General features: G+C 46.2%; 25 protein-coding genes and 1 pseudogene. 12 read left to right on the forward strand and 14 right to left on the reverse strand.

Translation table 11 applies throughout. The features are described from left to right. Positions 1-13 precede the first annotated feature (13 nt). Positions 14-562 (reverse strand): tyrosine protein kinase, encoded by a 549-nt coding sequence (locus tag NST07_RS03395; RefSeq protein WP_342481039.1) that lies wholly within the window; start codon positions 560-562, stop codon positions 14-16. Positions 563-988: 426 nt separating this feature from the next. Here NST07_RS03395 and NST07_RS03400 point away from each other — a divergent pair, with 426 nt between their 5' ends. The 5 genes from NST07_RS03400 (at position 989) to NST07_RS03420 (ending at position 5,224) form a co-directional block, all read left to right on the forward strand. Continuing rightward, a complete protein-coding gene (locus NST07_RS03400) occupies positions 989-1,279 on the forward strand; it encodes a YerC/YecD family TrpR-related protein (protein WP_019913624.1) in 291 nt (96 codons plus the stop codon). Then, positions 1,280-2,056 (forward strand): CbiX/SirB N-terminal domain-containing protein, encoded by a 777-nt coding sequence (locus NST07_RS03405; RefSeq protein ID WP_342481040.1) that lies wholly within the window; start codon positions 1,280-1,282, stop codon positions 2,054-2,056. It abuts the gene before it with no gap. A 222-nt stretch (positions 2,057-2,278) separates the two neighbouring features. After that, positions 2,279-3,172, forward strand: coding sequence for a diacylglycerol kinase (locus tag NST07_RS03410; RefSeq protein ID WP_038585736.1), 894 nt, complete (start codon positions 2,279-2,281; stop codon positions 3,170-3,172). A 93-nt stretch (positions 3,173-3,265) separates the two neighbouring features. Continuing rightward, complete coding sequence (rlmD, locus tag NST07_RS03415) at positions 3,266-4,867, forward strand: 23S rRNA (uracil(1939)-C(5))-methyltransferase RlmD (RefSeq protein ID WP_342481041.1); 1,602 nt, start codon at positions 3,266-3,268, stop codon at positions 4,865-4,867. Between the two features lie 24 nt (positions 4,868-4,891). After that, positions 4,892-5,224: a hypothetical protein gene (locus tag NST07_RS03420; protein ID WP_342481042.1), complete on the forward strand. Its 333-nt coding sequence runs from the start codon at positions 4,892-4,894 to the stop codon at positions 5,222-5,224. Between the two features lie 49 nt (positions 5,225-5,273). Here the strand turns inward: NST07_RS03420 and NST07_RS03425 are convergent, their stop codons facing one another. Further along, the gene (locus NST07_RS03425) at positions 5,274-6,218 is read right to left on the reverse strand and encodes a 2-dehydropantoate 2-reductase N-terminal domain-containing protein (RefSeq protein ID WP_341377244.1); all 945 of its coding nucleotides are present in this window, start codon (positions 6,216-6,218) and stop codon (positions 5,274-5,276) included. Positions 6,219-6,367: 149 nt separating this feature from the next. On the opposite strand from NST07_RS03425, the gene NST07_RS03430 reads away from it, so the two are divergent. Next, a complete protein-coding gene (locus NST07_RS03430) occupies positions 6,368-6,958 on the forward strand; it encodes a TetR/AcrR family transcriptional regulator (RefSeq protein WP_038585744.1) in 591 nt (196 codons plus the stop codon). A gap of 381 nt (positions 6,959-7,339) precedes the next feature. Here the strand turns inward: NST07_RS03430 and NST07_RS03435 are convergent, their stop codons facing one another. The 3 genes from NST07_RS03435 to NST07_RS03445 form a co-directional block, all read right to left on the reverse strand. After that, positions 7,340-7,480, reverse strand: coding sequence for a GyrI-like domain-containing protein (locus NST07_RS03435; RefSeq protein ID WP_342481043.1), 141 nt, complete (start codon positions 7,478-7,480; stop codon positions 7,340-7,342). Further along, complete coding sequence (locus NST07_RS03440) at positions 7,429-7,584, reverse strand: hypothetical protein (protein ID WP_342482007.1); 156 nt, start codon at positions 7,582-7,584, stop codon at positions 7,429-7,431. Before NST07_RS03440 ends, NST07_RS03435 begins: the two co-directional genes overlap by 52 nt. Before the next feature lie 94 nt (positions 7,585-7,678). After that, the gene (locus tag NST07_RS03445) at positions 7,679-8,656 is read right to left on the reverse strand and encodes a phosphotransferase (protein ID WP_341377246.1); all 978 of its coding nucleotides are present in this window, start codon (positions 8,654-8,656) and stop codon (positions 7,679-7,681) included. Between the two features lie 529 nt (positions 8,657-9,185). Here NST07_RS03445 and NST07_RS03450 point away from each other — a divergent pair. Then, the gene (locus NST07_RS03450) at positions 9,186-9,965 is read left to right on the forward strand and encodes a hypothetical protein (RefSeq protein ID WP_341089716.1); all 780 of its coding nucleotides are present in this window, start codon (positions 9,186-9,188) and stop codon (positions 9,963-9,965) included. A 383-nt stretch (positions 9,966-10,348) separates the two neighbouring features. Next, positions 10,349-10,453 (forward strand): annotated as a pseudogene (locus tag NST07_RS03455) (IS3 family transposase); the annotation flags it as partial. Positions 10,454-10,553: 100 nt separating this feature from the next. Here the strand turns inward: NST07_RS03455 and NST07_RS03460 are convergent. From NST07_RS03460 to NST07_RS03500, 9 genes are all read right to left on the reverse strand, one after another. Next, on the reverse strand, positions 10,554-13,139 hold the full coding sequence (locus NST07_RS03460; RefSeq protein ID WP_342481044.1) for an FtsX-like permease family protein: 2,586 nt from the start codon (positions 13,137-13,139) through the stop codon (positions 10,554-10,556). Next, entirely contained in the window at positions 13,136-13,819 is a 684-nt protein-coding gene (locus tag NST07_RS03465; protein WP_342481045.1) for an ABC transporter ATP-binding protein, read from the reverse strand. Before NST07_RS03465 ends, NST07_RS03460 begins: the two co-directional genes overlap by 4 nt. An 82-nt stretch (positions 13,820-13,901) precedes the next feature. Beyond that, the gene (locus NST07_RS03470) at positions 13,902-14,828 is read right to left on the reverse strand and encodes a HAMP domain-containing sensor histidine kinase (protein ID WP_342481046.1); all 927 of its coding nucleotides are present in this window, start codon (positions 14,826-14,828) and stop codon (positions 13,902-13,904) included. Between the two features lie 49 nt (positions 14,829-14,877). Then, entirely contained in the window at positions 14,878-15,564 is a 687-nt protein-coding gene (locus NST07_RS03475; protein WP_341089721.1) for a response regulator transcription factor, read from the reverse strand. A gap of 524 nt (positions 15,565-16,088) precedes the next feature. Then, complete coding sequence (locus NST07_RS03480) at positions 16,089-17,438, reverse strand: ATP-binding protein (protein ID WP_341089722.1); 1,350 nt, start codon at positions 17,436-17,438, stop codon at positions 16,089-16,091. Next, positions 17,414-18,085 (reverse strand): response regulator transcription factor, encoded by a 672-nt coding sequence (locus tag NST07_RS03485; RefSeq protein ID WP_341377251.1) that lies wholly within the window; start codon positions 18,083-18,085, stop codon positions 17,414-17,416. Before NST07_RS03485 ends, NST07_RS03480 begins: the two co-directional genes overlap by 25 nt. Positions 18,086-18,102: 17 nt before the next feature. Beyond that, positions 18,103-18,834, reverse strand: a complete 732-nt coding sequence (locus NST07_RS03490) for a lantibiotic immunity ABC transporter MutG family permease subunit (RefSeq protein WP_342481047.1) — start codon at positions 18,832-18,834, stop codon at positions 18,103-18,105. Beyond that, positions 18,831-19,592: a lantibiotic immunity ABC transporter MutE/EpiE family permease subunit gene (locus NST07_RS03495; RefSeq protein ID WP_342481048.1), complete on the reverse strand. Its 762-nt coding sequence runs from the start codon at positions 19,590-19,592 to the stop codon at positions 18,831-18,833. Before NST07_RS03495 ends, NST07_RS03490 begins: the two co-directional genes overlap by 4 nt. Next, positions 19,592-20,293, reverse strand: a complete 702-nt coding sequence (locus tag NST07_RS03500; protein WP_341377255.1) for a lantibiotic protection ABC transporter ATP-binding protein — start codon at positions 20,291-20,293, stop codon at positions 19,592-19,594. The genes NST07_RS03495 and NST07_RS03500 overlap by 1 nt, the downstream gene beginning before the upstream one ends. A 281-nt stretch (positions 20,294-20,574) precedes the next feature. Here NST07_RS03500 and NST07_RS03505 point away from each other — a divergent pair, with 281 nt between their 5' ends. The 4 genes from NST07_RS03505 (at position 20,575) to NST07_RS03520 (ending at position 22,656) form a co-directional block, all read left to right on the forward strand. After that, positions 20,575-21,564 (forward strand): tRNA-dihydrouridine synthase, encoded by a 990-nt coding sequence (locus tag NST07_RS03505; protein ID WP_342481049.1) that lies wholly within the window; start codon positions 20,575-20,577, stop codon positions 21,562-21,564. 175 nt (positions 21,565-21,739) lie between these two features. Next, the gene (locus NST07_RS03510) at positions 21,740-21,970 is read left to right on the forward strand and encodes an AbrB/MazE/SpoVT family DNA-binding domain-containing protein (RefSeq protein ID WP_038585771.1); all 231 of its coding nucleotides are present in this window, start codon (positions 21,740-21,742) and stop codon (positions 21,968-21,970) included. Then, positions 21,964-22,305 carry an endoribonuclease MazF gene (gene mazF, locus NST07_RS03515; RefSeq protein WP_342481050.1) on the forward strand — a complete coding sequence of 114 codons (342 nt, stop codon included), beginning with the start codon at positions 21,964-21,966 and terminating at the stop codon, positions 22,303-22,305. The genes NST07_RS03510 and mazF overlap by 7 nt, the downstream gene beginning before the upstream one ends. Before the next feature lie 42 nt (positions 22,306-22,347). Next, positions 22,348-22,656 (forward strand): hypothetical protein, encoded by a 309-nt coding sequence (locus tag NST07_RS03520; RefSeq protein WP_341377258.1) that lies wholly within the window; start codon positions 22,348-22,350, stop codon positions 22,654-22,656. The last annotated feature ends 72 nt before the right edge of the window (positions 22,657-22,728 follow it).

Consider the following 22,728-nt stretch of genomic DNA (forward strand, 5'->3'; position numbering starts at 1 on the left):
TAAACGCCACCGCCTAAGTGCGGCGGCGTTTACTGGAGGCGGGAGCCGTTTTTTTACGGTTCTTCTTGGGTGAGGAATGGCGTCGCTGCGTCGCGGGGCGTCTTTTTTTACGCCGTTTGGGGCTATACAGAGCGGCATCCTCTTCCGCTGCGAGCGCACCTGCCCCGCTTTTTTTGCCTTTTCCGAAGCTTCCCATTACGAGCTTAACCATAGGGGCCATCTGCTGAAAACCCTGCATCACCTTCTGCACCTTGCCCATGGAGTTTACGATGCCGTCAATTCCGCCCAGCCGGTCGACGATACCTTTGATCTGCTCCATATTCGCGAGATTGCCGAGTCCGCCGAGATTGCCCAGCAATCCGCCTGCTTTGGGGGCGGCGGCTTCTGCGGCAGGCAGGACAAGCGCTGTTTCGGCAGCTTCCGCTCCAAGGGCAGGAAGCAATCCGGTTTCCACGGGAACAGGCGGCGCATATGAAGTGATACCGGGATAGGGGGAAGACGTGTACGGCCCGGCCAGCGAACGCCCATCCCGGCGGGAATGATTATAGTAATGATGAGGCATAACATCACATTCCTTCGTTAGTGGTTTGCTATACTGTATGTCATGGGCGAACATAAGGTATAGACGAATGCCCGGGTTACCGGGATAGTAGCGGAAAAGGGCGAATGCCTACAAGGAGGGACGGGAAGTGAAGAAACCGTGTCTATGCTTGATTTTCGGTGCTTATGTAGTACTATAATTATGGCGGTAATCCTCTAAGGATTTTGAAGGAAGACTGTCGAATACATAAATTGTGTGCGTCTGGGGTGGACGTTTGTCCATGATTTTCGTTCTTTACAGCGTGAAACCGTTAATGCTTGAAAAAACTGCTCCAGTACAATATAGTAGAGGCAAGATGTCATATTAAATTATGTATTTAATGTCAGTTTTGTACGATGCTTATTCAATGATGCTAATGCTGACCAAACTTTTAGGGGATGATCTACGATGCAGCTTAAGAAGCTAAACGATAAAAGTATTGACCAATTATTTGAGGCTATTTTAACATTGAAAAATATGGAAGAATGTTATGTTTTCTTTGATGATCTTTGCACAGTAAACGAAATCCAATCGCTCTCACAGCGTCTGGAAGTTGCGCGGATGCTGGGCAAAGGCTCTACTTATAATCAGATTGAAGCAGAGACTGGCGCAAGTACGGCGACCATTTCACGTGTGAAACGCTGCCTGAATTACGGCAATGACGGGTATAAGCTTACACTGGAACGTCTGGGACGATAATTGATGAAGCCGGGCGTACTCATTATTAGTCACGGCTCACGGGACAAGACATGGGTTTCTATTGTTGAAGAAGCCGTCGGCCATTTATCACTGGAGAAGGAGCTGCCTGTGGCGGTTTCTTTTTTGGAGCTGGTAGAGGGCTGTCTGATACAGGATGGTATAAATGAATTGGAACATGCAGGGGTCACAGATATTATTGTGATCCCCTTGTTTGTGTCTTCGGGAAGTACGCATATTGATGAAATAGAGTATGCGCTCGGCGCCAAAGCTGCCCCTGAACGTGAAACGGATCTTGAACGTTTTGCGGTTAATGCGCGTATCCATTTCGGCTACCCCGTCGATGATGATCCGGATATTGCGGTCATGATCTGGGACAAGGTCCGTGAGCTGTCCGCTAATCCGCAGCGGGAGACGATTCTGCTCGTGGGACACGGCAGCAAACATGACGGCTTCCGCCAGCGCTGGGAGCAGGGCATTTCCTCCCTGGCGGAACGTGTGCGCACAGTGAGCGGAGTGGCGGCGGCCGATTACGGCCTGCTGAACCCGGACAGTGTTAGAAGCCGGACGGAATATTGGCAGGAGCAGGGTTATGATGTACTGGTGGCTCCGCTCTTTTTAAGTGAAGGCTATTTCACCAAGGTAGTCATTCCGGAGAGACTTCAGGGATTAAAGTATGCTTATTCGGGACGGACACTGCTGCCTCATCCGCTGCTGCCGCACTGGATTGAAGAGCAGGTAAATACGATGCTGGTGAAGCTGCGGGCGCAAGCTGACTAAGGTCCGGTGAAGCTCCCAACTTTGAAAAGATCGCGTTTCCATTGTGTTTTTTTCGGTGGCTGCCGCATACATATATTTATACTTTTCTGCTGCTGCTGCTAATTTGATGTCATCGCAATAAGTAAAATATATACATTACTAGGCTCTGGCATTGCTTGTGGGGTGCAGAATTGGGTATAATCAGTAAGGTTATCTATTATAAAAACAGGTGGCGTTCCGGTAATGAAAACTGCGAGACTGATTTATAATCCCACTTCTGGACGGGAAGAAATGAAAAAGCGGCTCGCCGACATTTTGGACCGGCTGGATATTGGCGGCATCGAAACCTCATGTCATGCAACAACCGGTGAGGGCGATGCTACGGCAGCCACAATTGATGCGGTCGAACGCGGAACTTATGATCTGATCATAGCGGCCGGCGGTGACGGCACATTAAATGAGGTAATCAACGGCATGGCGGAGAGACCGAATCTTCCCCCGCTTGGTGTACTGCCGCTGGGTACAACCAATGATTTTGCCCGGGCTATGGGTATTCCGAAGAACTGGGAGGATTCCTGTGATCTGATTCTTCGCCAGGAGTCGCGCCTGATTGACCTCGGCAAAGCCAATGACCGATACTTCATTAATATAGCCGGTGGCGGCAGCCTGACCGAGCTGACATACGAGGTTCCAAGCAGACTTAAGACGATGATGGGCCAGCTTGCTTATTACCTGAAGGGTATTGAGAAAATGGCCAGTCTCTCTCCGCAGGAGCTCTACATCCGTGCCAATGGCCAGGAGCTGATTCATGACGAATTCATGCTGTTCCTGATCGCCAACACCAATTCGGTAGGCGGCTTTGAGAAGCTTGCCCCGGATGCAAGCATTGACGATGGACTGTTCGACGTCATTGCTGTTAAGAAATGCAACCTTGCAGAGTTCATCCGTCTCGTGACTTTGGCAATCCGTGGCGAGCATTTGCAGGATAAGAAGGTCGTTTATTTCCGTACTGATGCCATGGAAGTCACTTCCCCGGGATATGTCCAGCTCAATCTGGATGGTGAACTCGGCGGCACTTTGCCAGGTAAATTCCAGATCCTGCCGCAGCATTTGCGGATTTTTGCGCAGAAGCCTTGAGACAGTTAGATGAAAGGAAGTGCAGGTGGCTGTAAGGCTAGCCTGCACTTTTATTGCAAAAGCGAAGATAATGAAAGAAGTGAACCTATAGATATGAGTAAACACCGCAGTGGACGCAGCGCAAGCCGTCGGGAAGGCACGGCGCCTGTCGCCGGACTGCCAGTGAATAAGAATGACGAGGTTATGCTCGATATCATCGGCATGACCCATGAAGGCGAAGGGGTAGGCCGCGTAGAAGGCTTTACCCTATTTGTGCAGGGCGCCCTTCCCGGTGAGAAGGTCCGGGCGAAGGTGCTTAAGACGAAGAAGCAGTATGGCTACGCCAAGCTTCTGGAGCTCGTGCAGGCCAGCAGCGACCGCATCGCGCCGCCCTGTGCCATCTATGACCAATGCGGCGGCTGTCAGCTGCAGCATATGGACTATACTGCACAGCTGGCGTGGAAACGCCAGCTGGTGGTGGACAACCTGCAGCGGATCGGGAAGCTGCAGGTGGCGGGTGCGCAGGGCAGAGGCGCAGGTGCTGGGAGCGCTGGTGCAAAGGAAGCCGTTGAACCGGCGGACCTGACTGCCGGGGCAGAAAGCGGGGCGACTGAGGGCCAGGGCGATGGCGTTGCGAGTGCAAGTGTAAACGCAAATGCAAATGCAAGTGCTGTGGGGGCCCAAGCTGACGGCATAATCGTCCGGCCTACCCTGGGCATGGATGAGCCTTGGCGCTACCGCAACAAGGCCCAGGTGCCGATCGGCGTTACCGAAGGCGGACTGGTCGGCGGATTCTATGCCCGCGGCAGCCACCGGATCGTCGACATGGAGACCTGTCTGATCCAGCATGAGCATAACGACGACGTCGTTGCCGCAGTGAAACGCATCGGCAGAGAGCTGGGCATCTCCGCCTACAACGAAGAGACCGGACGCGGCCTGCTGCGCCACGTCGTTGTGAAGAAAGCCTTCCGCACCGGGCAGATGATGCTGGTACTGGTCACGAACGGCCGTGACATCCCGCATCTGGACGCCTGGCTCGGCAGCATCCGCGAACAGCTGCCGGCTGTGGCAAGCATCTGCCAGAACATCAATACGCAGAAGACAAATGTCATTTTCGGAGATGAGACCCGTGTCTTATGGGGCACCGACGTCATCTACGATTACATCGGCGATGTGCAGTTCGCCATCTCCGCCCGTTCGTTCTATCAGGTGAACCCGGCGCAGACTGAGGTGCTGTACAGTAAAACCGTAGAATATGCCGGTCTGACAGGCAAGGAGACTGTAATTGATGCCTATTGCGGTATCGGGACAATCTCGTTGTTTCTGGCGCAGCACGCGTCTAAGGTGTACGGCGTAGAGATTGTGCCTGAAGCTATTGAGGACGCGCGTGCAAACGCACGGCTTAACCATATGAACAACGTAGTGTTCGAGGTAGGTGCCTCAGAGGACGTTATCCCGAACTGGAAAGAGCAGGGCGTCACGCCGGACGTCATCGTCGTTGATCCGCCGCGGAAGGGCTGCGACCCGCGCCTGTTGGATACGATTCTGGCGATGAAGCCGGAGCGGGTGGTGTATGTGTCTTGTAATCCATCGACACTGGCGAGGGATTTGCGGGTGCTGGAGGATGGCGGGTACAGAACAGTGGAGGTAACTCCGGTGGATATGTTCCCCCATACGGTGCATGTGGAGTGCTGTTCACTGTTGGTGAGGGAGTAGTGATTTGGAGCCACATTTACCTGAATGAGTCCTAATGTATCACTAATTTTGGCTTACGCTTTAGAAGAACAATCGGATTCTACAAATAAATTAAGATATCGAAGACGAGTTGGAGAAGGCCGGTATCCCGCCGCTTCATGTTCTTCAGATGAAACCCTGAACGGGGCTGGATTTCTGGACCGGATGAATGATATGGGGACCGTGGATATCGGCAAAAACGCCGATTTGGTCCTTCTGGACGCCAACCCCATAGAAAGAGTACAAAATCTTTATGGTATTAACGCTGTGATACGGGCGGGTGCTTACCACGATAATCAAAAGCTAAGCTCAATGAAGGAAAGGATTGGAACAAAATAGAATCTAAGGCCAAAATTATCCGCATGATGACAGAGAATCCTGGAAATTTTTATGATATGAAATTTTCAATAGCTTTGTGTTGTTCAGTGTTTTCAAATGCCAAAGTAAGACGTGGTAAAGGTATACCTAACTTTTTTGCTTCTCTCACAACTTCAAGTACCGCAAAACCTGCTTTACTATTGTTGTATTCGATGAAAAGTCGTGGTAAGCTGCCCTTTGCAAAAATAACCTTGTTAAAAAGCGTGCCGAGAAGTGCCGGTGGAATCTTAGTTAACAGTAGAGAAATCGTATCAATCTTTGCACCTCTTGCTTTAAGTACAGGGATAATTCCCCTCATATTCTTACCAACATTTGCAAATGAGTCACTATGATTCATGAGTGCTGGAAAACTTCCCAGTTTTAACACCTCGGTCTCTATAGCCGCATTCATGGCAAAGTGATTCCATAGCCAGTTTTGCATATCCTTTATCCAACTAATTTTAAAATGGGCACTTTCAAATAGTTCTTTGACCTTGTTGTTAATATGTTCAGTGCCTACCCGTGGTTTTTCCAGAAATAGCATTTTTAAAAAGCCACCTCTAAGCCTATTGTCCGCGATGCCGCCGCCTCCTCCTGGGAACCCAAAGACAACATTGTTCATAGACAATGGTGAGATCGATGATTTCAAATCTTGCCAAACGTTATTGAATATTAGGACAGGGGTGTTTCCAGCAGCAGTCGATAGTAATTGTGCTGCTTCTGGAAGTTGTTCCGTGTTGACACTCACAATAATGAGATCATAATTTGGGCTCATCTCCTCATGCAGTTTGACGTTCCAGCTTTCTTTTATTAACTGTTTCCCTCTTCGTGCGTCCCACATTTCAAGCTCTATGTTGCTTCCGAAGGTTTCTTTTCTCCCTTTTCTAACATAAAACTCAACTGTATGCCCTGCCTTTTCAAAAGCCCAAGCATATTGGGTCGATATTACACCTCTACCGAAGAATAAAATTCTCATATTAGCCTCCTGAAAATATATATTAATCCTTGTTGATGATCAAACAACGTGTTGTATAATGTTATTGTATAGATTCACTATACGGTCATCAACCATCAGATTTTTAATATCTGTTGTATAATCGATTGAACAGAAAATGGAGGCAAATAATGAATAAGCAACCTGAAATTACTGACAAAACTAGGCAAACATTTATAAATGTATTCTGTGATTTATATAGCCAAAAACCAATTGAAAAAATATCAATTCAAGAGATTGCTAACCAATCAGGATATAATCGCAGTACATTTTATCAATACTTTACGGATATCTATGAGTTGTTGGACTGCGTTGAAGAGCGTGTCTTTAAATCCATTAACGAGGAAATGGCAAGCAGAGAGTTTTCTACACATACTTTCCAAGATGCACTTCAATGCTTGGAAAATGCAGAGGAAATTTCAGTTCTTAAAGCCCTCTTGGGCGACTATGGTTCTGTTCATTTTGTTGAACGCCTGAAAAGAGAAATTCCCTTTGAGAGATTGATTGTGGACTTTCCAACAAATGATGTTTTAGCACCATACATAATTGAGTTTTACATATCAACATTAATATCTATGTTTCGCCTTTGGATACGCAACGGCAAAGATCTATCGTCGGAAGAATTGGTCAAGTTGGTAGATAGCCTATTTGCAAATGGGATAACACCATATCATATCTTTGGCACGGTCAATCCGCGGCGCCCTGATTCGAATAAAAAGTAAGGGGACTAGGAGAAAGAGAATGAGGGACTTTAATATCGGCTCATCTTGCCATTTGGCGGGTATCATTGGCGCATTCTTGATATACAGGGCAATGCGGCCTTGATTTTAACTGAACACATGATCGAACAACACTCCTATATTACTGACAATGAAAAAAATACGGTGAGCGGCAGTAAGAAGTTGATTTTATCAATCAAACGGCAAAATAAATAAATAAATTACGAAACCCGCACATGTGGAGCCGGTGGCGTGGATGACTCAAAAAAACTGATGTCAAAAAGGAGCCGGTTAGGCTCCTTTTTGACATCAGGGTTGAAAGATATTGTGTATGCTAATGCTTTCGTTTGAGAACATTTCAACTTTGGTATTCAAGAAAGAACATTATTTCTTAATAACGGGGATCCATATTTCGCTTTTATAGTCAGACGAGCTCTGGTCACCGTTTGAGTACCACTCCACTTCTGGTGCTTCTACGTGTTTATTACCGGATGCTGGAAACCAATCGGTAAAATCCGTCTCCATATCTCTGCCATTGCTGCAGGCAGGGGGGCCGGGTATTTCAAATATTGCCCACCGGCGATTTGCTCGAATGTTTCATCCGGTGTATGCTCCATTCTGTAGTTCATCTCAACAACTCCTACTAGTGATAAAGAGAATGTCATACGAGGATACGCCTTTAAGGATATACCTTTCTTCTCTTGCTTATGACGGTATAAATTGTTATTCCCAATACGGAACACCTGTGAAGAGAAACGATTCATTGTTTACATAGGCATTAATTTCTCTACTGGCTAATTTACTGATATGGTCTGGTAACCACTCCTGCGAGTCGGGCAGACCCAGCCAGAAATTCATGGTCTCAAGCTGTGCTGCAACGAAAAAACCTTCCAATAGCTCAATATAGTTATCCGGTAATGAATGATACTTAGAATATGATTTCAGTAACTGTTCTCTGAATGAAGGATGTATATATGAGAACGTCCAGCCCAGATCAACCAAATAGTAACCAAACCCGCAAGCGCCAAAATCGATGGGCCGCGCCTCTTTTTCATGAAACACAATATTACTTGGAATCAAATCGGCATGAATCATTCCCCAATTACCGGACGTTCTCTCAATAGAGTTCATCATTGTAATTACCTGCCCACCTGCAATCTGAAGAAGTTCGGTATCACTTGTATTAAGCAGACCTGCATTAGCCCGCTCCTTAAGCTTGCCCAGTGATTGTAATATACGGGAACTATCAAAGGCAGGACGTTCAAATAAACTTGGGATTTGCCAGTTAGAGGCTTGCCTATGTAATTTACCGGTCATTTCACCTATATATTTAGCGTCATCTATTGTAAGGATAAAAGGTTTCTGCTCACCTTCCACCCATTGTAGTAAAGTGCAGTTTGTATTGTTTACGGTCGTAATGAATTCTCCGCGGGTATTCTTGTAAGGTGAAGGCAGGGTTAAATCTGTATCTAAGGCTAAGGCGTGAAGCCAGACCATTTCGGAGTGGATCACTTCCTGCTTACTCCAAAAACTTTCAAGAGCGTCACCTTTGGATATATGCAATCGGAGGCTATAACTGTTGTTATCCAGGTCAGTGATTTTGTAGATCGTATTTCCGCTTTGTGCAATGAAATCAATCGATTTACATGTTATGGAGTAGTTACTTAATGCTTTCTTTGCTATACTTAAGTTTTTATCCAATCGCAGATCTCTCCTCGTTATCATTGTATAAAATTACAATATTACATCTATTTTTTGGAAAAAATGTAATGGTTAATTATATTTGTTTTTGACTACTTCCTTCTTGTTAAAAAGGTGAAAACAGCCACATCATAGTTTATTCTACCGTCAGCACTCATCCCATGTGGAGGTTACAGTAAGACTTAAAACAAAGGATAGCAGCCGAATAGACTGTACCTTAGTTGGTAGCGTAAGGATTGGAAAGGTTATAGTGAATCTTAATCCTTTCACCAAGCTTCTGCTGTTCGATAATGTGGGACGAACAGAAAGCGGACGTATGCTTAACGTAACCGCCGCAAATATACGCCCCATTACGCCTGTCGGGTTTGAAGTGCATCCCGCACCAAGCTTGATACGTTCCAGTTGATCGGCGTCTTTTCTTTTCCCGAAATGTCAGGTTCCAATATTGCCCATTTCCCGCTATACTGAAATAACCTTTCGGAAAAGAAGACTTGAACATTCTAGAAGCGAATAGTTGAGGAGAGATTAAATGAAATCACAAATTAAGTGTGTGCTTCTTATGTTTCTGTTAAGTATTTCAATAACTGCGTGTTCCACCAATAAAAGCAGCTCAAACCTGAATAATGACAGTAGCTCAAGTAGTAATAAAATTTCTGACACCAGTGTTCCAACAATTACTTCTTCTGCACATATTACTCCTTCTGAAAGTAAACCTGAGAACAATAAGAGTTTAGCAATGGAAGCATATAAGATAGTATTGCAAAATAAGATTGAATTTTACAGCACAGAAACTAAGAAAAAGGTATATTTGAATGATTTTTTAACTAATAACGAGATTTATGGAACTACATCTAAAATTAAAATAAATCACTTTGCCGTGCTTGATATGGATGGTGACAGAATACCTGAAGTTGTTCTTGGATTAACAGTAGATGAGAATCCAAATTTTGTTGAAGTCCTGCATTATATGAACGGTGAAGTCTATGGCTACTTTTTTGGAAACGACCAGATACGTTTTCTTAAAACTGACGGGACATTTAGATGGTTAAGCGGCGGGTTAACTTACAACGGATATGGAAAATTAAGATTCCAAACCAATTTCTGTGAAATTGACGATTTAGCTTATCATGAATCAAGTGCTACTGATGAATCATCCACCACATTCGCCATAGCATACTACATCAATAATAAACTAGTTACTATAGATTCATATAATGCTTTTGTTAAAGAAGAAGAAGCTAAAAGGGATGTAACGTGGTATGAATTTTCTCAAGAGAATATATCAACAGTGACGTCAAAAACAAGATAGAGATATTACGTGATATATTTTATGCCGTCAGACGCCGAATTTGGCAGTATAGCGTTTCGTGTATTCTCCCGCGCAAAAGAAAAGACGCCGTATTAGGGCGCCTAGAAGTTGTGGGTAAATGCCATTCCATTAGTATTAAAAGCCTGTACTCCCTGTCTACTCGTCACATGTGGAGTGCTGTTCACTGTTGGTCAGGAAAGACGAATAGTTGAGATGTATTGGCGTATACAGCAACGCAGCGGGAGAAATCCCGCTTCTTTTTTTGTCCATAAGTTTAGTTGGGGCGGCTATTGATAGTCGTCCTTTGTAGTATCCCCCACCCAGTGCCTAATGAACAAATTATTGCTTCTGAGCCGATGTTAAGGCTTGTCATACCCGTCTAGCTCCAAAAAGACATTGATAATTACATACATTTTTACAATTACGAACGGTTACAGGCAAAACTAAACGGCCTCAGTCCCAATGAATTCAGGACTAAGGCCGCTTAAGGATCTTTTATTATTTACGCTGTCTATTTGACGGGGTGCAGTTCAAAGTAGGCTTGCACTACTTTTTGAACAGCCTTTTTACTTTAACATCTGTTTTCTATCAAGTCATATCATCCCGAAGCGCATCAATAATATTTTCCTTTTTGATCTTGCTAATGGCATACAGCATTGTAGTGAACACCACAAAGAACACACTGAACACGCTGATTCCGATACTGCCCCACGGGAACACAAAATCGATATTGTCCGCCCCGCCGCCCATCCCTTTGTAAATCAGCCAAGAAGAGATTGCGCCTATGGGAAGCCCGAAGATTAGCGCCCTCATGCCATAAAAGGCACACTCGAAATTCATCATCTTCTGGAAACCGCGTTCAGACATCCCCACAGAGCGGAGCATGGCAAGCTCCCGCCGGCGCAGCTTGATATTCGTGGAAATCGTGTTGAACACATTGGCAACCGCAATCAGCGAAATCATAATGATAAAAGTATAAGCGAACACGTTGGCAATGAATATCATATTGCGGTTCTGATCAAGCATTTCAGAGAAATTGATCAGGGTGTAACTGGATGTAATCCCCACATCCTGAATCATCGTTTTCATTTCAGCCATCGACTGTGTGGGATGCTTTGACCGAAAGGTCAAGCCCTTAATAGCCAGATGGGTATCGGAGGTTTCAAACTTCTCTTTGAGCGAATAGGGGGCCATCACCTTAAAAATGAACGGATTCTTCGACCCGGAGTTTCCTGGGATCGGGGGGCCATCAGGCGGCACGGTATTGACAAACTTAATACTTACGTTTCGCCCCTGTTCCATCTTCGGCTTGCCATTGGTTTCGGGAGCGATGGTAAAATTCATGGAAGAACTCTTGAACATATCTATAAACTCGTCAAGCTCATGCTCCCGATTGGCTTTCATGTGGTTTGTCAGTTTGGCAACGGCGATGATTTTCGCATTTTGCCCGGTATATTCCTCTTCGGGCAAGCCCAAGCCTTTGATAATGTTCAGATAGGCGCTGTCATCAAGAAACTGAACTTCCATTGGCAGATTAACCGTTTCATCTGGCGAATGTGAACCCGCGTCCTCCCAGTAAGCGTCTGAAAGATCGCTTGCTTTGGCAACGCCTGAATACTTCATGAGCGCTTGATAAGAGCTTTCGTAAACCCCGTCGGCGGTTTTTAGTTTGTCGTAAAGCGACAAGATTTCTCTATCGTCCATGTCCTGCGTGGCCAAACTGATGTCAATGTCAGTAGCCACTACTGCCCGCTCTGACGCCTGCTTCAGATCCGTTACAAAAGCACTGGCCGATATAAACAGTACTACGCTTAGAACAAGTGATAGCACAATGCTGCGATAGCGTTTCTTGTTTCTTTTGAAATTCTTTAGGGCAAGGGTTCCCTCCAAACCGTAAATACGCTGAGCCTGTTTTGATGTTTTCACGGCTTTGGATTCAACTTTGACCTCGTTTGACTGGCGAATACTCTCCATTACGGGAGTGTTTGCGGCCTTCCTGGCCGGGATATAGGCCGAAATCAGAATCGTAACCATGCTGACCGCCGCCGCAACGACAATGGCGGGGATGGACACCGTTAAGGTAAAAGGGACGTTGCTGTAGATAATGCTTTCAAAATTCTTGGCTACAACGGAAATCACAAGCCCGATGCTGCCTATGCCAACGATAACGCCAATGGGTATACCGGCCGCACCGATACAAAGCCCCTCAAACAGCACCGAATTTCGCAGCTGCTTTGCTGTGGCTCCCACCGACGAGAGAATCCCGAATTGATGTGTGCGTTCGTTCAGCGAGATGGTGAATGCGTTATAAATCAGAAAAATCGAGCCGATCATGATGATGGCGACCACAATGCCGCCAACCGCGTACAGAAGCGTGTTGAAAATATTATCGTCCGAAAGACCCATGAAGCGCAACACATTATCGTTAAAGACGTAAGCTTGGCTTCCGGCTGTGCTGCTTGAGTAAGCGTGAACACCACGCGGGTTTTTAAGCGTGACAAATAGGCTGAAACTGTCCGCTTTATCTCCAGCATCTGCTTTCGTTATCAAGGTATAGCCTGGCGCGGAAGATTCCTCAAAGTAGGCTTTTTGGTAGATACCGACAACCGTGTAAGTTCTCTTGGCTTTTGGCACAAGAGTTTCTTGCCCCGAAAGGTAAGGGGTGTGTTGACCGAGTGTCTTGTCGCCATTCATGCGGCTTCCAACACCAAGTGAAAGCTTGTCACCCACCGCAAATTTAACGCCGCCCTTTACTTCGACGCTCATCGGAACAAGAATCTCTCCGTTGTTTTCAGGCAGCCTGCCGGACATCAGGTTGATGGGCAAGGTATCAAAGGTTCTCTTGCTAAATCCGGCTATAAAAAGATACGGCTTGTTGGGGCTTTGCCCGTCCTTAAGTGCAGCGTAGCCGATATTTTCAAATGCAGCGGTGTTAGCGACCCCCTTGTCGTGGGTTCGTTCCTGTACGAAAGAAGAATCAACGTCCAAGAACTCAACGTGCCAATCGCCGTATTTCTGGGCCGCGCCGTTTGTCATATAGTTCAGCAGGGAAATGCCAAAGGTGAGTACGCCCGTGATCATAGCAGCGGACAGAACAACTCCGATAATCGTGACAATCGTTCGGGTACGGCTTTTTTTCAAGCTTTGCAGGGTAACTTTGTTTAAAATGTTCATGGCCGTACCCTCTCGTCTCGCACTACTTTGCCGTCTGATATGCCGATAATGCGGTCTGCTTGCAGGGCGATATTTTCGTCATGGGTGACGAGGAGCAGGGTCTGCCCATATTTTTTATTGCTTTCTTTCAGCAGTTTGATGATTTCATGTCCATTTCGGCTGTCCAGACTGCCCGTGGGTTCGTCAGCAAGCATGACCGCCGGAGCGTTCATCAAAGCGCGTCCTATGGAAACACGCTGTTGCTGACCGCCCGAAAGCTGATTGGGTAAATGCGTTTTGCGGTCTTTTAGCCCAAGCATTTCGAGTAGGTCATTCAGCCGTTCCTCGTTGACCTTGCGCTTGTCCATCAGGATAGGCAAGGTGATGTTTTCCACCACATTCAGGGTGGGAATGAGGTTGTGAAACTGGTAAATCAGTCCGACCTGCCGCCTGCGGAAGATGGCGAGTTTTTCATTGTTTTTGGCATATACATCCTGCCCGTCCAAATACACCTTTCCGCCTGTCGGCACATCCACGCCGCCGATGATGTGAAGCAATGTGGATTTGCCGGAGCCGGAGGAGCCGATAATTGCGGTAAACTCCCCCTTTTCGATGGTAAGTGAAACATGATCAAGCGCAGTTACTTGGTTTTCGCCCTTGCCGTAGACCTTGCATAAATTTTCGATTTTTAAAAACTCCATTATGTAAGTCCCCTATCTCATGGTTTACCCACATAGTAGCACCTTCAACTTACATCACTGTGACTTTCAGGTGAGAGATTCGTCACTTTGGGAAACGAATGGCAAAGTTCGCGCCGCCCTGGGGGTGGTTTTTTGCGGTAATCGTCCCTCCTTGACGGGTTATAATCATCCTGCAGAGAGAAAGTCCAATCCCGTAGCCTGTAGCGTTTGGGTTTTTCCCGCGATAGAACCTGTCAAACAGGCAGGGTAAATCTTCTTTGTCAAAGCCCGGGCCGCTGTCGTGGATGGCAATCTCGGTAAACAAGGGGTTGTCCTTACATACAATCTCAATCCTCCCGTTCTCGCCTGCGCTTTCTATGCAATTTTTGAGGATGTTTTGAATGGCTTCCGAAAGCCAACCTGAATCGCCCTGAATAATCATCCCTTTCGGTACATCTATTTGCAAATCAATATCGTGCAGCTCCATTGGGATAAGGAACGGGCGAAGCGCGGCACATACAAGAGCGTTTACATCGGTCTGCCCGCTTTGAAACACCACAATGCCCGCGTCCAGGCGGGATAATTTCAACAGGGAAGTAAGCAGCCAATCCATCTGTACAAGCAGTTTCTCTGTTTCCCGCACAAATGCTTTCCGGTCATTTTCGTCAGGGCTATTCTCTAACAATGACAGAATAAGGTTCACGGATGTGAGAGGGGTGCGGAGTTGGTGGGCTATGTCGGCCAGCGAATCGGCAAGATGTTCTTTTTCTTTTTTCAGTGCGTCGTTTTGCTCCCGAATACGCAGCGTCATTTTTGTTATCTCGCTGTGCAGAATGGAAAGTTCGCCCTCGTCCGATTCACCAATATACAGATGGTCAGCGTTATGAAGCACAAGATCGATTTGATCTGAAATCTGCGCAATGCTTGTATATCGGGCTTTGGTAAACACGAAAAACGCTGTGCCAAAGGCGGCGGCAGAAGCAATGGCAAGGATTCCAGCCGCTGTATTGATTGCAAATCCCAGCGTCACCGTCGCGGCAGCTATTAAGGAGAACCAAATGACAAGCTGCCGAAACTCTCTATTCCGAAGCATACCCGTCCCCCAATCTATATCCTGTCCCGCGGACGGTCAGAATGATTTGCGGGCTGGCCGGGTCGTTCTCTATCTTCTCCCGCAAGCGTTTGATGTACACGGTAAGTGTATTGTCATTGACAAACTCGCCCGCCGCGTCCCACAATTCGTCAAGTAGCTTGCCCCTCGTGATAATACTTTTTGGGTTGCTAATAAACACCAGCAACAAGCGGTATTCTAATGCTGAAAGAAAAACCTCGTTGCCGTTTTTTTTCACAACGCCGCTTGCCGTATCGACATGAAGCCCGCAAATTTCAAAATCCGCCCCGGAACGCCCGCTTTTTCGCAGGGCGGTTCCAATTCGCGCAATCAATTCACGCGGACGAAAGGGCTTGGTGATATAGTCGTCCGCGCCCATGTTCAGCCCGGTAACAACACTCGCCTCATCGCCGGAAGCCGTCAGAAAGATAACGGGAACATCCCCTGTTTCTTTGATTTCCGTGCAAACCGTGAAGCCATTTCCGTCAGGCAAAGAAATATCAATCAACGCCAAGTCAAATTTATTCCCGGCAAGTGCGGCAAGGGCTTCACTCCGCGAAGGGGCGTGGATGACTGTAAATCCCTCCGAGCGGAGCAAAAGTATAAGGTTTCTGGCGATTGCCTTATCGTCCTCAACCAAAAATATCCGTTTCATTTATGTTCACCATCCTTTACTTTATTAAATTTCTTTTGACGGAAATATACAAGTAGAGGTATAAAAGCAATCCGGGAGCGTGAAAAAGAGCGTGGTATGGCTTATAAAAATATAGACGGTGTGCAGGTCTGGGGGGCTGGGGTAATCCCGACCGCTGGCTCAGGCAAAAACGTGCGCTGAAACAGGAAATGTCGTTCAAACCCTGCTCATGGCAGATCATCATAAAGGCTACAGTCAGCCGAAAGGCGGGGATTATGGACGAGGAGTAGGCCCGTGTCAATAATGGAAAGGTCGACCATATCTTTTTGTGTGTGGATTGCCAATCCATTCGGGAGCAGAGGGTTCGGGCTAAAACGGGGAGCGGTGGACCAACCGCTCATACTGCTTGATCTGAGTAGTGAGCTTGGCGATATGTATTACAGAGCAATGAAGCTGGCCGGACGCTACGCCTTTTACATCGGGTCCCGCATCACCTTCCTCAACACTATGCGAAAAGCAGACCTTAAATCTAACTTCTCATATTTTCAAGTGTTCCGAATAGTCCCTGGGAACTTGATTGTAACCACCCCACCAGAATTGCAGTTGCGCAGCTCTAGTTGTCCTGCGTGCGTTTTTGCTACTTGTGCTGCAAACCAAAGGCCAAGGCCATTGTGTCCATCGGCGCCACGCGCTGCATCACCACGCCATAGGCGCTCTGTTGCATGGTGTAACGCCGCCTTGCTAAAGCCGGGGCCTTCATCACACACAGTGACTTGCCAGCCGCCATCTATCATGCTGCCTTCCAAACACACCTTTCCACCCGCCGGTGTATGCTCGATGGCATTCTGCACCACATTACCGAGGGCGCGAAGTAAATGGTCTTTCTGAATGCTCGCAGCACCCTCCAGGCCGTTTTGGGTTTGCAGGCAAACCCTCTTGGCTTCTGCAATGGCCATTGTGCTCTGGCAAAGCTCGTCAAACATGGCGGGCAGGCTGGTGTTTTCAAATGCCTCATCCGCACCGGCGGAGGTTTCCAGCAGGCTGGCAACATACTGCTTGGCCCGGTCGTTGCTTGCCCCAATTGTTTCCACCATTTTGCGGCTGCTCTCAGGCAGTTCTTCATCCAGCAGAAGTTCGGCGTTGCCTCCCACCAGGGTGAGCGGGGTTTTTAAATCATGCGCGAGTGCTGCTATTTCCGCCTCGCGTTCTTGCTGTGCCGCCCATTGGGAGGACAGGGAGCTGTACAATGCCTCCCGCATATGCTCCATAGCACCGAGCGCCTGGTCGTACTCCCGTATGCCCGCGTGGGGAATTGCGAAATCCAGTTCCTGCGCGCCTACCTTCTCGCTCACCTCGCTGAACAGCTTCAGCTTGGCGGCGAGGTGCCGGCGGAGCCACAGGGTGTTAAACAGCAGACAAAGCACTAACGCTACACCAAGTGTGGCCATCCCCAGGTATTCTGCGGGGGGCAGCATGCCGCGCAGCGCAGGGTTGACAAACTCTGCCCTGTAATGCCAGCGAAAGATTACGGTGCTTCCATTCGTGTAGGTGTATCGCGAAACATTTATGCTGTAGGCGTCCCCCTGTAAAAACCCGGCCAGGCCTTCCAGCCTCTTTCCCTCTACGTTGCTTTTCAACACTTCGCCGTTCCGGCCAAACAATGCGTACTCGGCCAGAAAATCGTCACCAGGAGAAACGAAGGTTTTTGGCTCTCCTGCCAGCATTTGCTCCACCTGTTGGTTGGAGACGGCTCCCTGGTAAGTAATGCCGGTCTTTTGAAACCGCACCATGACGACGTACCATGCCAGGCAGCATAACAGCATACAGCCAAGCATAACTATGGCAAAGCGCAAAAGCACAAAGGAAAGGCTTACAGAACGATGTCTTTTCGCCATTTGTAGCCTACCCCCCAAACGGTTTCTATGGGGCTGAGGCCACCCGCCTTCAGCTTGGCGCGGATATTTTTGATGTGCTCCGCAATGGCCGACGAATCACCCTCGGCATCAAGGCCGAAAACCGCTTCGTATAATTGTTCTTTGGTAAACACCTGTCCGGCGCGCAGGGCCAGGTGCTCACAGATGGCGTATTCGCCCTTGGTAAAGGGCAGTGTGTGTTCGCCCGCGATGGCCACCTTTGCCTGCATATCAAAGAGCACACCGCCTCGGCTCAGGGTGCGGGTCTGGCGCACCCTGAGCCGCAGATGGGCGTTTACCCGTGCGCGCAGCTCCGCAATACTGAATGGCTTTTTAATGTAATCATCGGCGCCCAGGCCAAAGCCCTGTACAAGGGCCGCATCTTCCGCCTTGGCGGTTAAGAACAGGATGGGACAATCCACCTCGGCACGGATACGGCTGCAAAGGGAGAAGCCATCCTCACCGGGCATCATCACATCGAGCAGCAGAAGATCGTACAGCTGGCACCGGGCGGGCTGCACGGCAGCGGAATCCGCTTCGGTGTCTACCTGGTGGCCGTCCTTTTCCAGGGCGGCGCGCACCAGGGCCAGCATATCAAGGTCATCATCGACCACCAACAGTTTCGGCATAGTCTATCCTCCTCGTTTTATTCTTGTATGACTTTACCCTCCCATCTGCTAAACCATAGGATTGATAAAACCAGAACAATCGAAGTAATCATGATCAGAGAAATAATTCCAGGAAAAATAGGTGCACTTGAAAAGTCAAAATAATTATCCAAAAACCGAACACCCCATTCCCAAGGAATGATCGGCCAGATTTTATCACCGATCGCATTTTCAAAGTAACCTGCTAAAATTGTACCAGATATCCCTAACAGAACAGAGATACTTGAACCAAACCGAAAAGCAACCGGAACGTGTAATATATATAAAAATAAGTTGCTGAACAAAAATATATAAAATATGACAAGATATGAACCAAAGGGTGTTATGGTGATATCCAGAAAAAAATCGACTCCAATATAGAAACAAAGTCCATATATTATCATACTTATGGCTGAAAGAAACAGTAGAAAGAACAATTTCCCCAGGTATACGCTTCTTCGGGACTCCACTAAACCTAGAGCATTTTGAATATTGTTTATATTCCTATCTAAATGAATGAAAATTGGCACAACGATACTAACAAAAATCGGATAACAGATTTGTAATATAACGAAAAACAACCTCACATCAGGAATAATATGGTATCCGGCATAAGCGTAATAAACTAAAAATAATGCTGTAATCACGATAGGCAGTAACAAATGCAATAAAATAATTGGAGTTCGTTTGATTTTGGTAAAGTTGGAAAGGAACTCTCTTATAATCGTCATTTGCGATACACCTGCCTTCCGTACCAGCGCGAAAACAATGCTGAAAGAACCAGCACAGCAAGCAAGGATATCAATACCAGCAATGAGCTTTCTCCTAAATTTAAAATGTATCTTGAATCTGCTTCGACTAATAATCCGTTTGGCAAAACTCCAAATATTGTAACCATAAACCTCGCAGCCCAGCTATATGGGAAGAACCAAAACAAAGGCGTCAAAGAAAAAAATAAACCACCTGTCGCACTGGCAAACAAATTTATGATCACAGAACCAACAAATCCGGCTTTTTGATCCAAAAATAAACAGAAAGGGATCTGCCATAATAAAGAGAGCCACAATAAGCAGTATCCTAAAAGATAATATCCGCTATGACCAATTGCAACTGAAACACCTGACAATATGCACTCAGAGATAACAGTGATAAACGATAGCAATAATGATATTATCAAAAGATTAAGTGCTATCAAAATTGTTTTAGAAATAAATGTCTTCTTCAAGTCGACGGGCAAACTATAAAGAGTCCGGTATTTGTGTTTTTGATCCTTATTATTCACTAAATGACATAAAAGCATAATGGACAAAGACGCAATAGGCATACACCAATTGCAAACTATAGAGCTTGAAAACCCACCTAAACCAATACCAATAAATATAAATATCATTGATATTAAAATTAAAGCTACTGGAATATATATAATAAGATTTCTAAATAGGGAGCGTCTGAATTTCAAGTTTTCTGCTTTTAAATATGTTCGTAACATCAGGATTCACGCTCCTTTCTGACGATATCCATAAACAGTTGTTCCAGATTTTCATTTGCATCAATTTTATCTTGATACAGGAGCGAACCATTGTATATGATCCCTATGTCATCGGCAACTTGTTGGACCTCGCTTAAAATATGACTTGATATAATTACAGAAATCCCAGACTCCGCAAATGTTCGAATCATTTCCCTTAATTCTTCAATACCAAAAGGGTCTAACCCGTTTGTAGGTTCATCTAAGACTAATAATTTGGGGTTATTTAGCAGCGCTAATGCTATACCCAATCTCTGTTTCATTCCCAATGAAAAATCAGAGGTCTTTTTATTTTTAGTATCCATTAAGTCCATTTTTTGTAAAACTTCATTACATTTATTTGTTGAAATCCCCATAAGAGTCGCCCGCACTTTTAAATTCTCAAATGCCGTTAAATTCTCATACAGTGGAGGTGATTCGATTAATGAACCAATATTCAATAAATCTTTTCGAGTCCAAGGGTAATTGTTGAATAATATTTCACCTGAAGTCGGTCTTATAATTCCTGTAATCATCTTCAATAATGTTGATTTGCCAGCACCATTAGGTCCTAATAAACCGTAGACAGAATTTTTTCTTACAGACATAGATAAATCTTTTATTGCATATGTCTTTTTGAATTTTTTAGAAATATTATTGGTTTTTATTATGTACTCATACATCTTAAATTCCTCCATTTTAAATTCCAGTTTGTACACTATTGATTTGTTACTGCTATGGTAACAGCCATTTTTAAGGATTTTATAAAGAAGCGGGTGTTTACTCGAAAATTCACCACGCCCCCTCCTTTTTTGAATTTTTTGGGATATGTATGCCTTTCTCGGGGTTATGATATACTTTGATTTAACATGCTGTAAGTGAAGAAGAAGTAAAGGCATATACAGGTTAGTTTTACCACTACGGGATAAGGATTTGTCCTGGTATCTATAGAGAGGTTTTTGAGATGACAAATAATTTCTGGCGTGATTTACCACGCCCCTTTTTCATACTGGCACCCATGGAGGATGTGACGGATGTTGTGTTTCGCCATGTCGTAAGTAATGCTGCCAGACCGGATGTGTTTTTTACGGAGTTTGCGAATACAGAGAGTTATTGTCACCCGGAGGGGAAGCATGCTGTGCGCGGGCGTTTGACTTTTACAGAGGATGAACAGCCGATTGTAGCTCATATCTGGGGAGACAAGCCGGAATACTTCCGTCAGATGAGCATCGGTATGGCCGAGGAAGGCTTCAAAGGCATTGATATTAATATGGGTTGTCCTGTATCAAATGTTGCAGAGAATGGGAAGGGAAGCGGCCTGATCTGCCGTCCGGAAACCGCAGCCGAAATCATCCAAGCCGCCAAAGCCGGGGGACTGCCTGTCAGTGTGAAAACAAGACTCGGTTTCAGTGACTTAGACGAATGGCGCGGCTGGTTGACCCATATTTTGCAGCAAGACATTGTGAATCTGTCCATTCATCTGCGCACCAGAGAGGAAATGAGTAAAGTTGATGCTCACTGGGAACTGATTCCGGAGATTAAAAAGCTTCGTGATGAGGTGGCACCCCATACACTGCTGACCATCAACGGGGATATCCCTGACCGTCAGACTGGCCTGAGGCTCGCTGAAGAGTACGGTGTGGATGGAATTATGATTGGTCGCGGTATTTTTCAGAATCCATTTGCTTTTGAGCAGGAGCCGAAGGAGCACAGTAGTGAGGAATTGCTTGATCTGCTGCGGCTGCATCTGGATCTCTATGATAAATACTCCGTACAGGAACCACGTAAGTTCAGCCCTCTTCAACGATTCTTCAAAATATATGTCCGCGGATTTCGCGGGGCAAGTGAATTAAGAAATAACTTAATGAACACTAAGTCCACAAGTGAAGTGCGTGCGCTGCTCGATGAGTTTGGGAGTAGGGAGCAGGACGGGGCGGAGGGACTTGGGGATTAAGCTGCCAAGTAAGAATAGAAAAAGATGTGAAAAGATGGAGGATCGGCTGAATGGGAGGGGATAAACCCGGAGCCAGCAAGCCTTTCCTCTGTTTTTTATATATATTCTCCACAATGATTTGACTTCTAAAATAACTTTGTTTACACTTTGTTTATACATTCTGGGAGGCGGTTCTATGTTTCAGGTTCGAAAATGGGGCAACAGCTTGGGCATTCGCATTCCGAAATCCCTTGCCCTAAAGGTCGGTATTGAGGAAGGCTCCGAAGTCGATCTTGATGTGGAAGATGGACATCTTATTATCAAGCCGAAGTCGGCTACACTGGACGAAATCCTGTCCCAGGTCACCCCGGAAAATCTCCATAATGAGGTCTCTACAGGCGAACAACAAGGACGGGAAGTATGGTAACGGGCGGGTATGTGCCGGATCGAGGCGACTTGGTATGGTTGCAGTTCAACCCGCAAGCGGGGCATGAACAGGCAGGCAAACGTCCGGCCTTGGTCGTGTCTCCTGCTTCCTATAATGGTAAGGTCGGACTTTCCTTGCTCTGTCCGGTAACTTCTAAACAAAAGGGCTACCCGTTTGAAGTAGTCATTCCGCAGGATCTGCCCATCGAAGGGGTTATCCTTGCCGATCAAGTAAAGAGTCTTGATTGGCAATCCCGACAGGCAGCGTTCATCTGTAAAGTACCACAGATCATACTGTCAGATGTCGTTGCCAAACTCGACTTACTGATTCGCTGACCTACAATTGTAGGCAGCAATAAGAGAAGTGGTGCCCAGTAAATGAATAACATAAACTCTCATCATTGTAATCTCAATATATGGTATCATCTACCTGATGAAGTATGGAGTAAAGTTGCTGCTATATATAAGTCTATGCCCGGTTGGATGGGGTATAAAGACGGGATTCCATATTGGTTCGGGCAGGAAGATGATGATGTTTTTATTGAAGCATCCGTTGAGCCGGGCGGATTGTCATTTTATGCCCAGATGAATCAGAGCGATTGGGATTCCTGGATAACAAGGTTTAAATCAGAAGCAACAAAGGTATTAGATTTTGACGTTGGTGAACCTGAAGATGGATTTATGTGAAAGGATTGTAACTTCAAATAAACGATGCGAACCTTTTACGTGTTGCGCTAGGGTTGACTGAGAGTCCGTTTG

It is taken from the genome of Paenibacillus sp. FSL L8-0340 (genome assembly GCF_038593145.1).
Taxonomy (GTDB): Bacteria; Bacillota; Bacilli; order Paenibacillales; family Paenibacillaceae; genus Paenibacillus_AQ.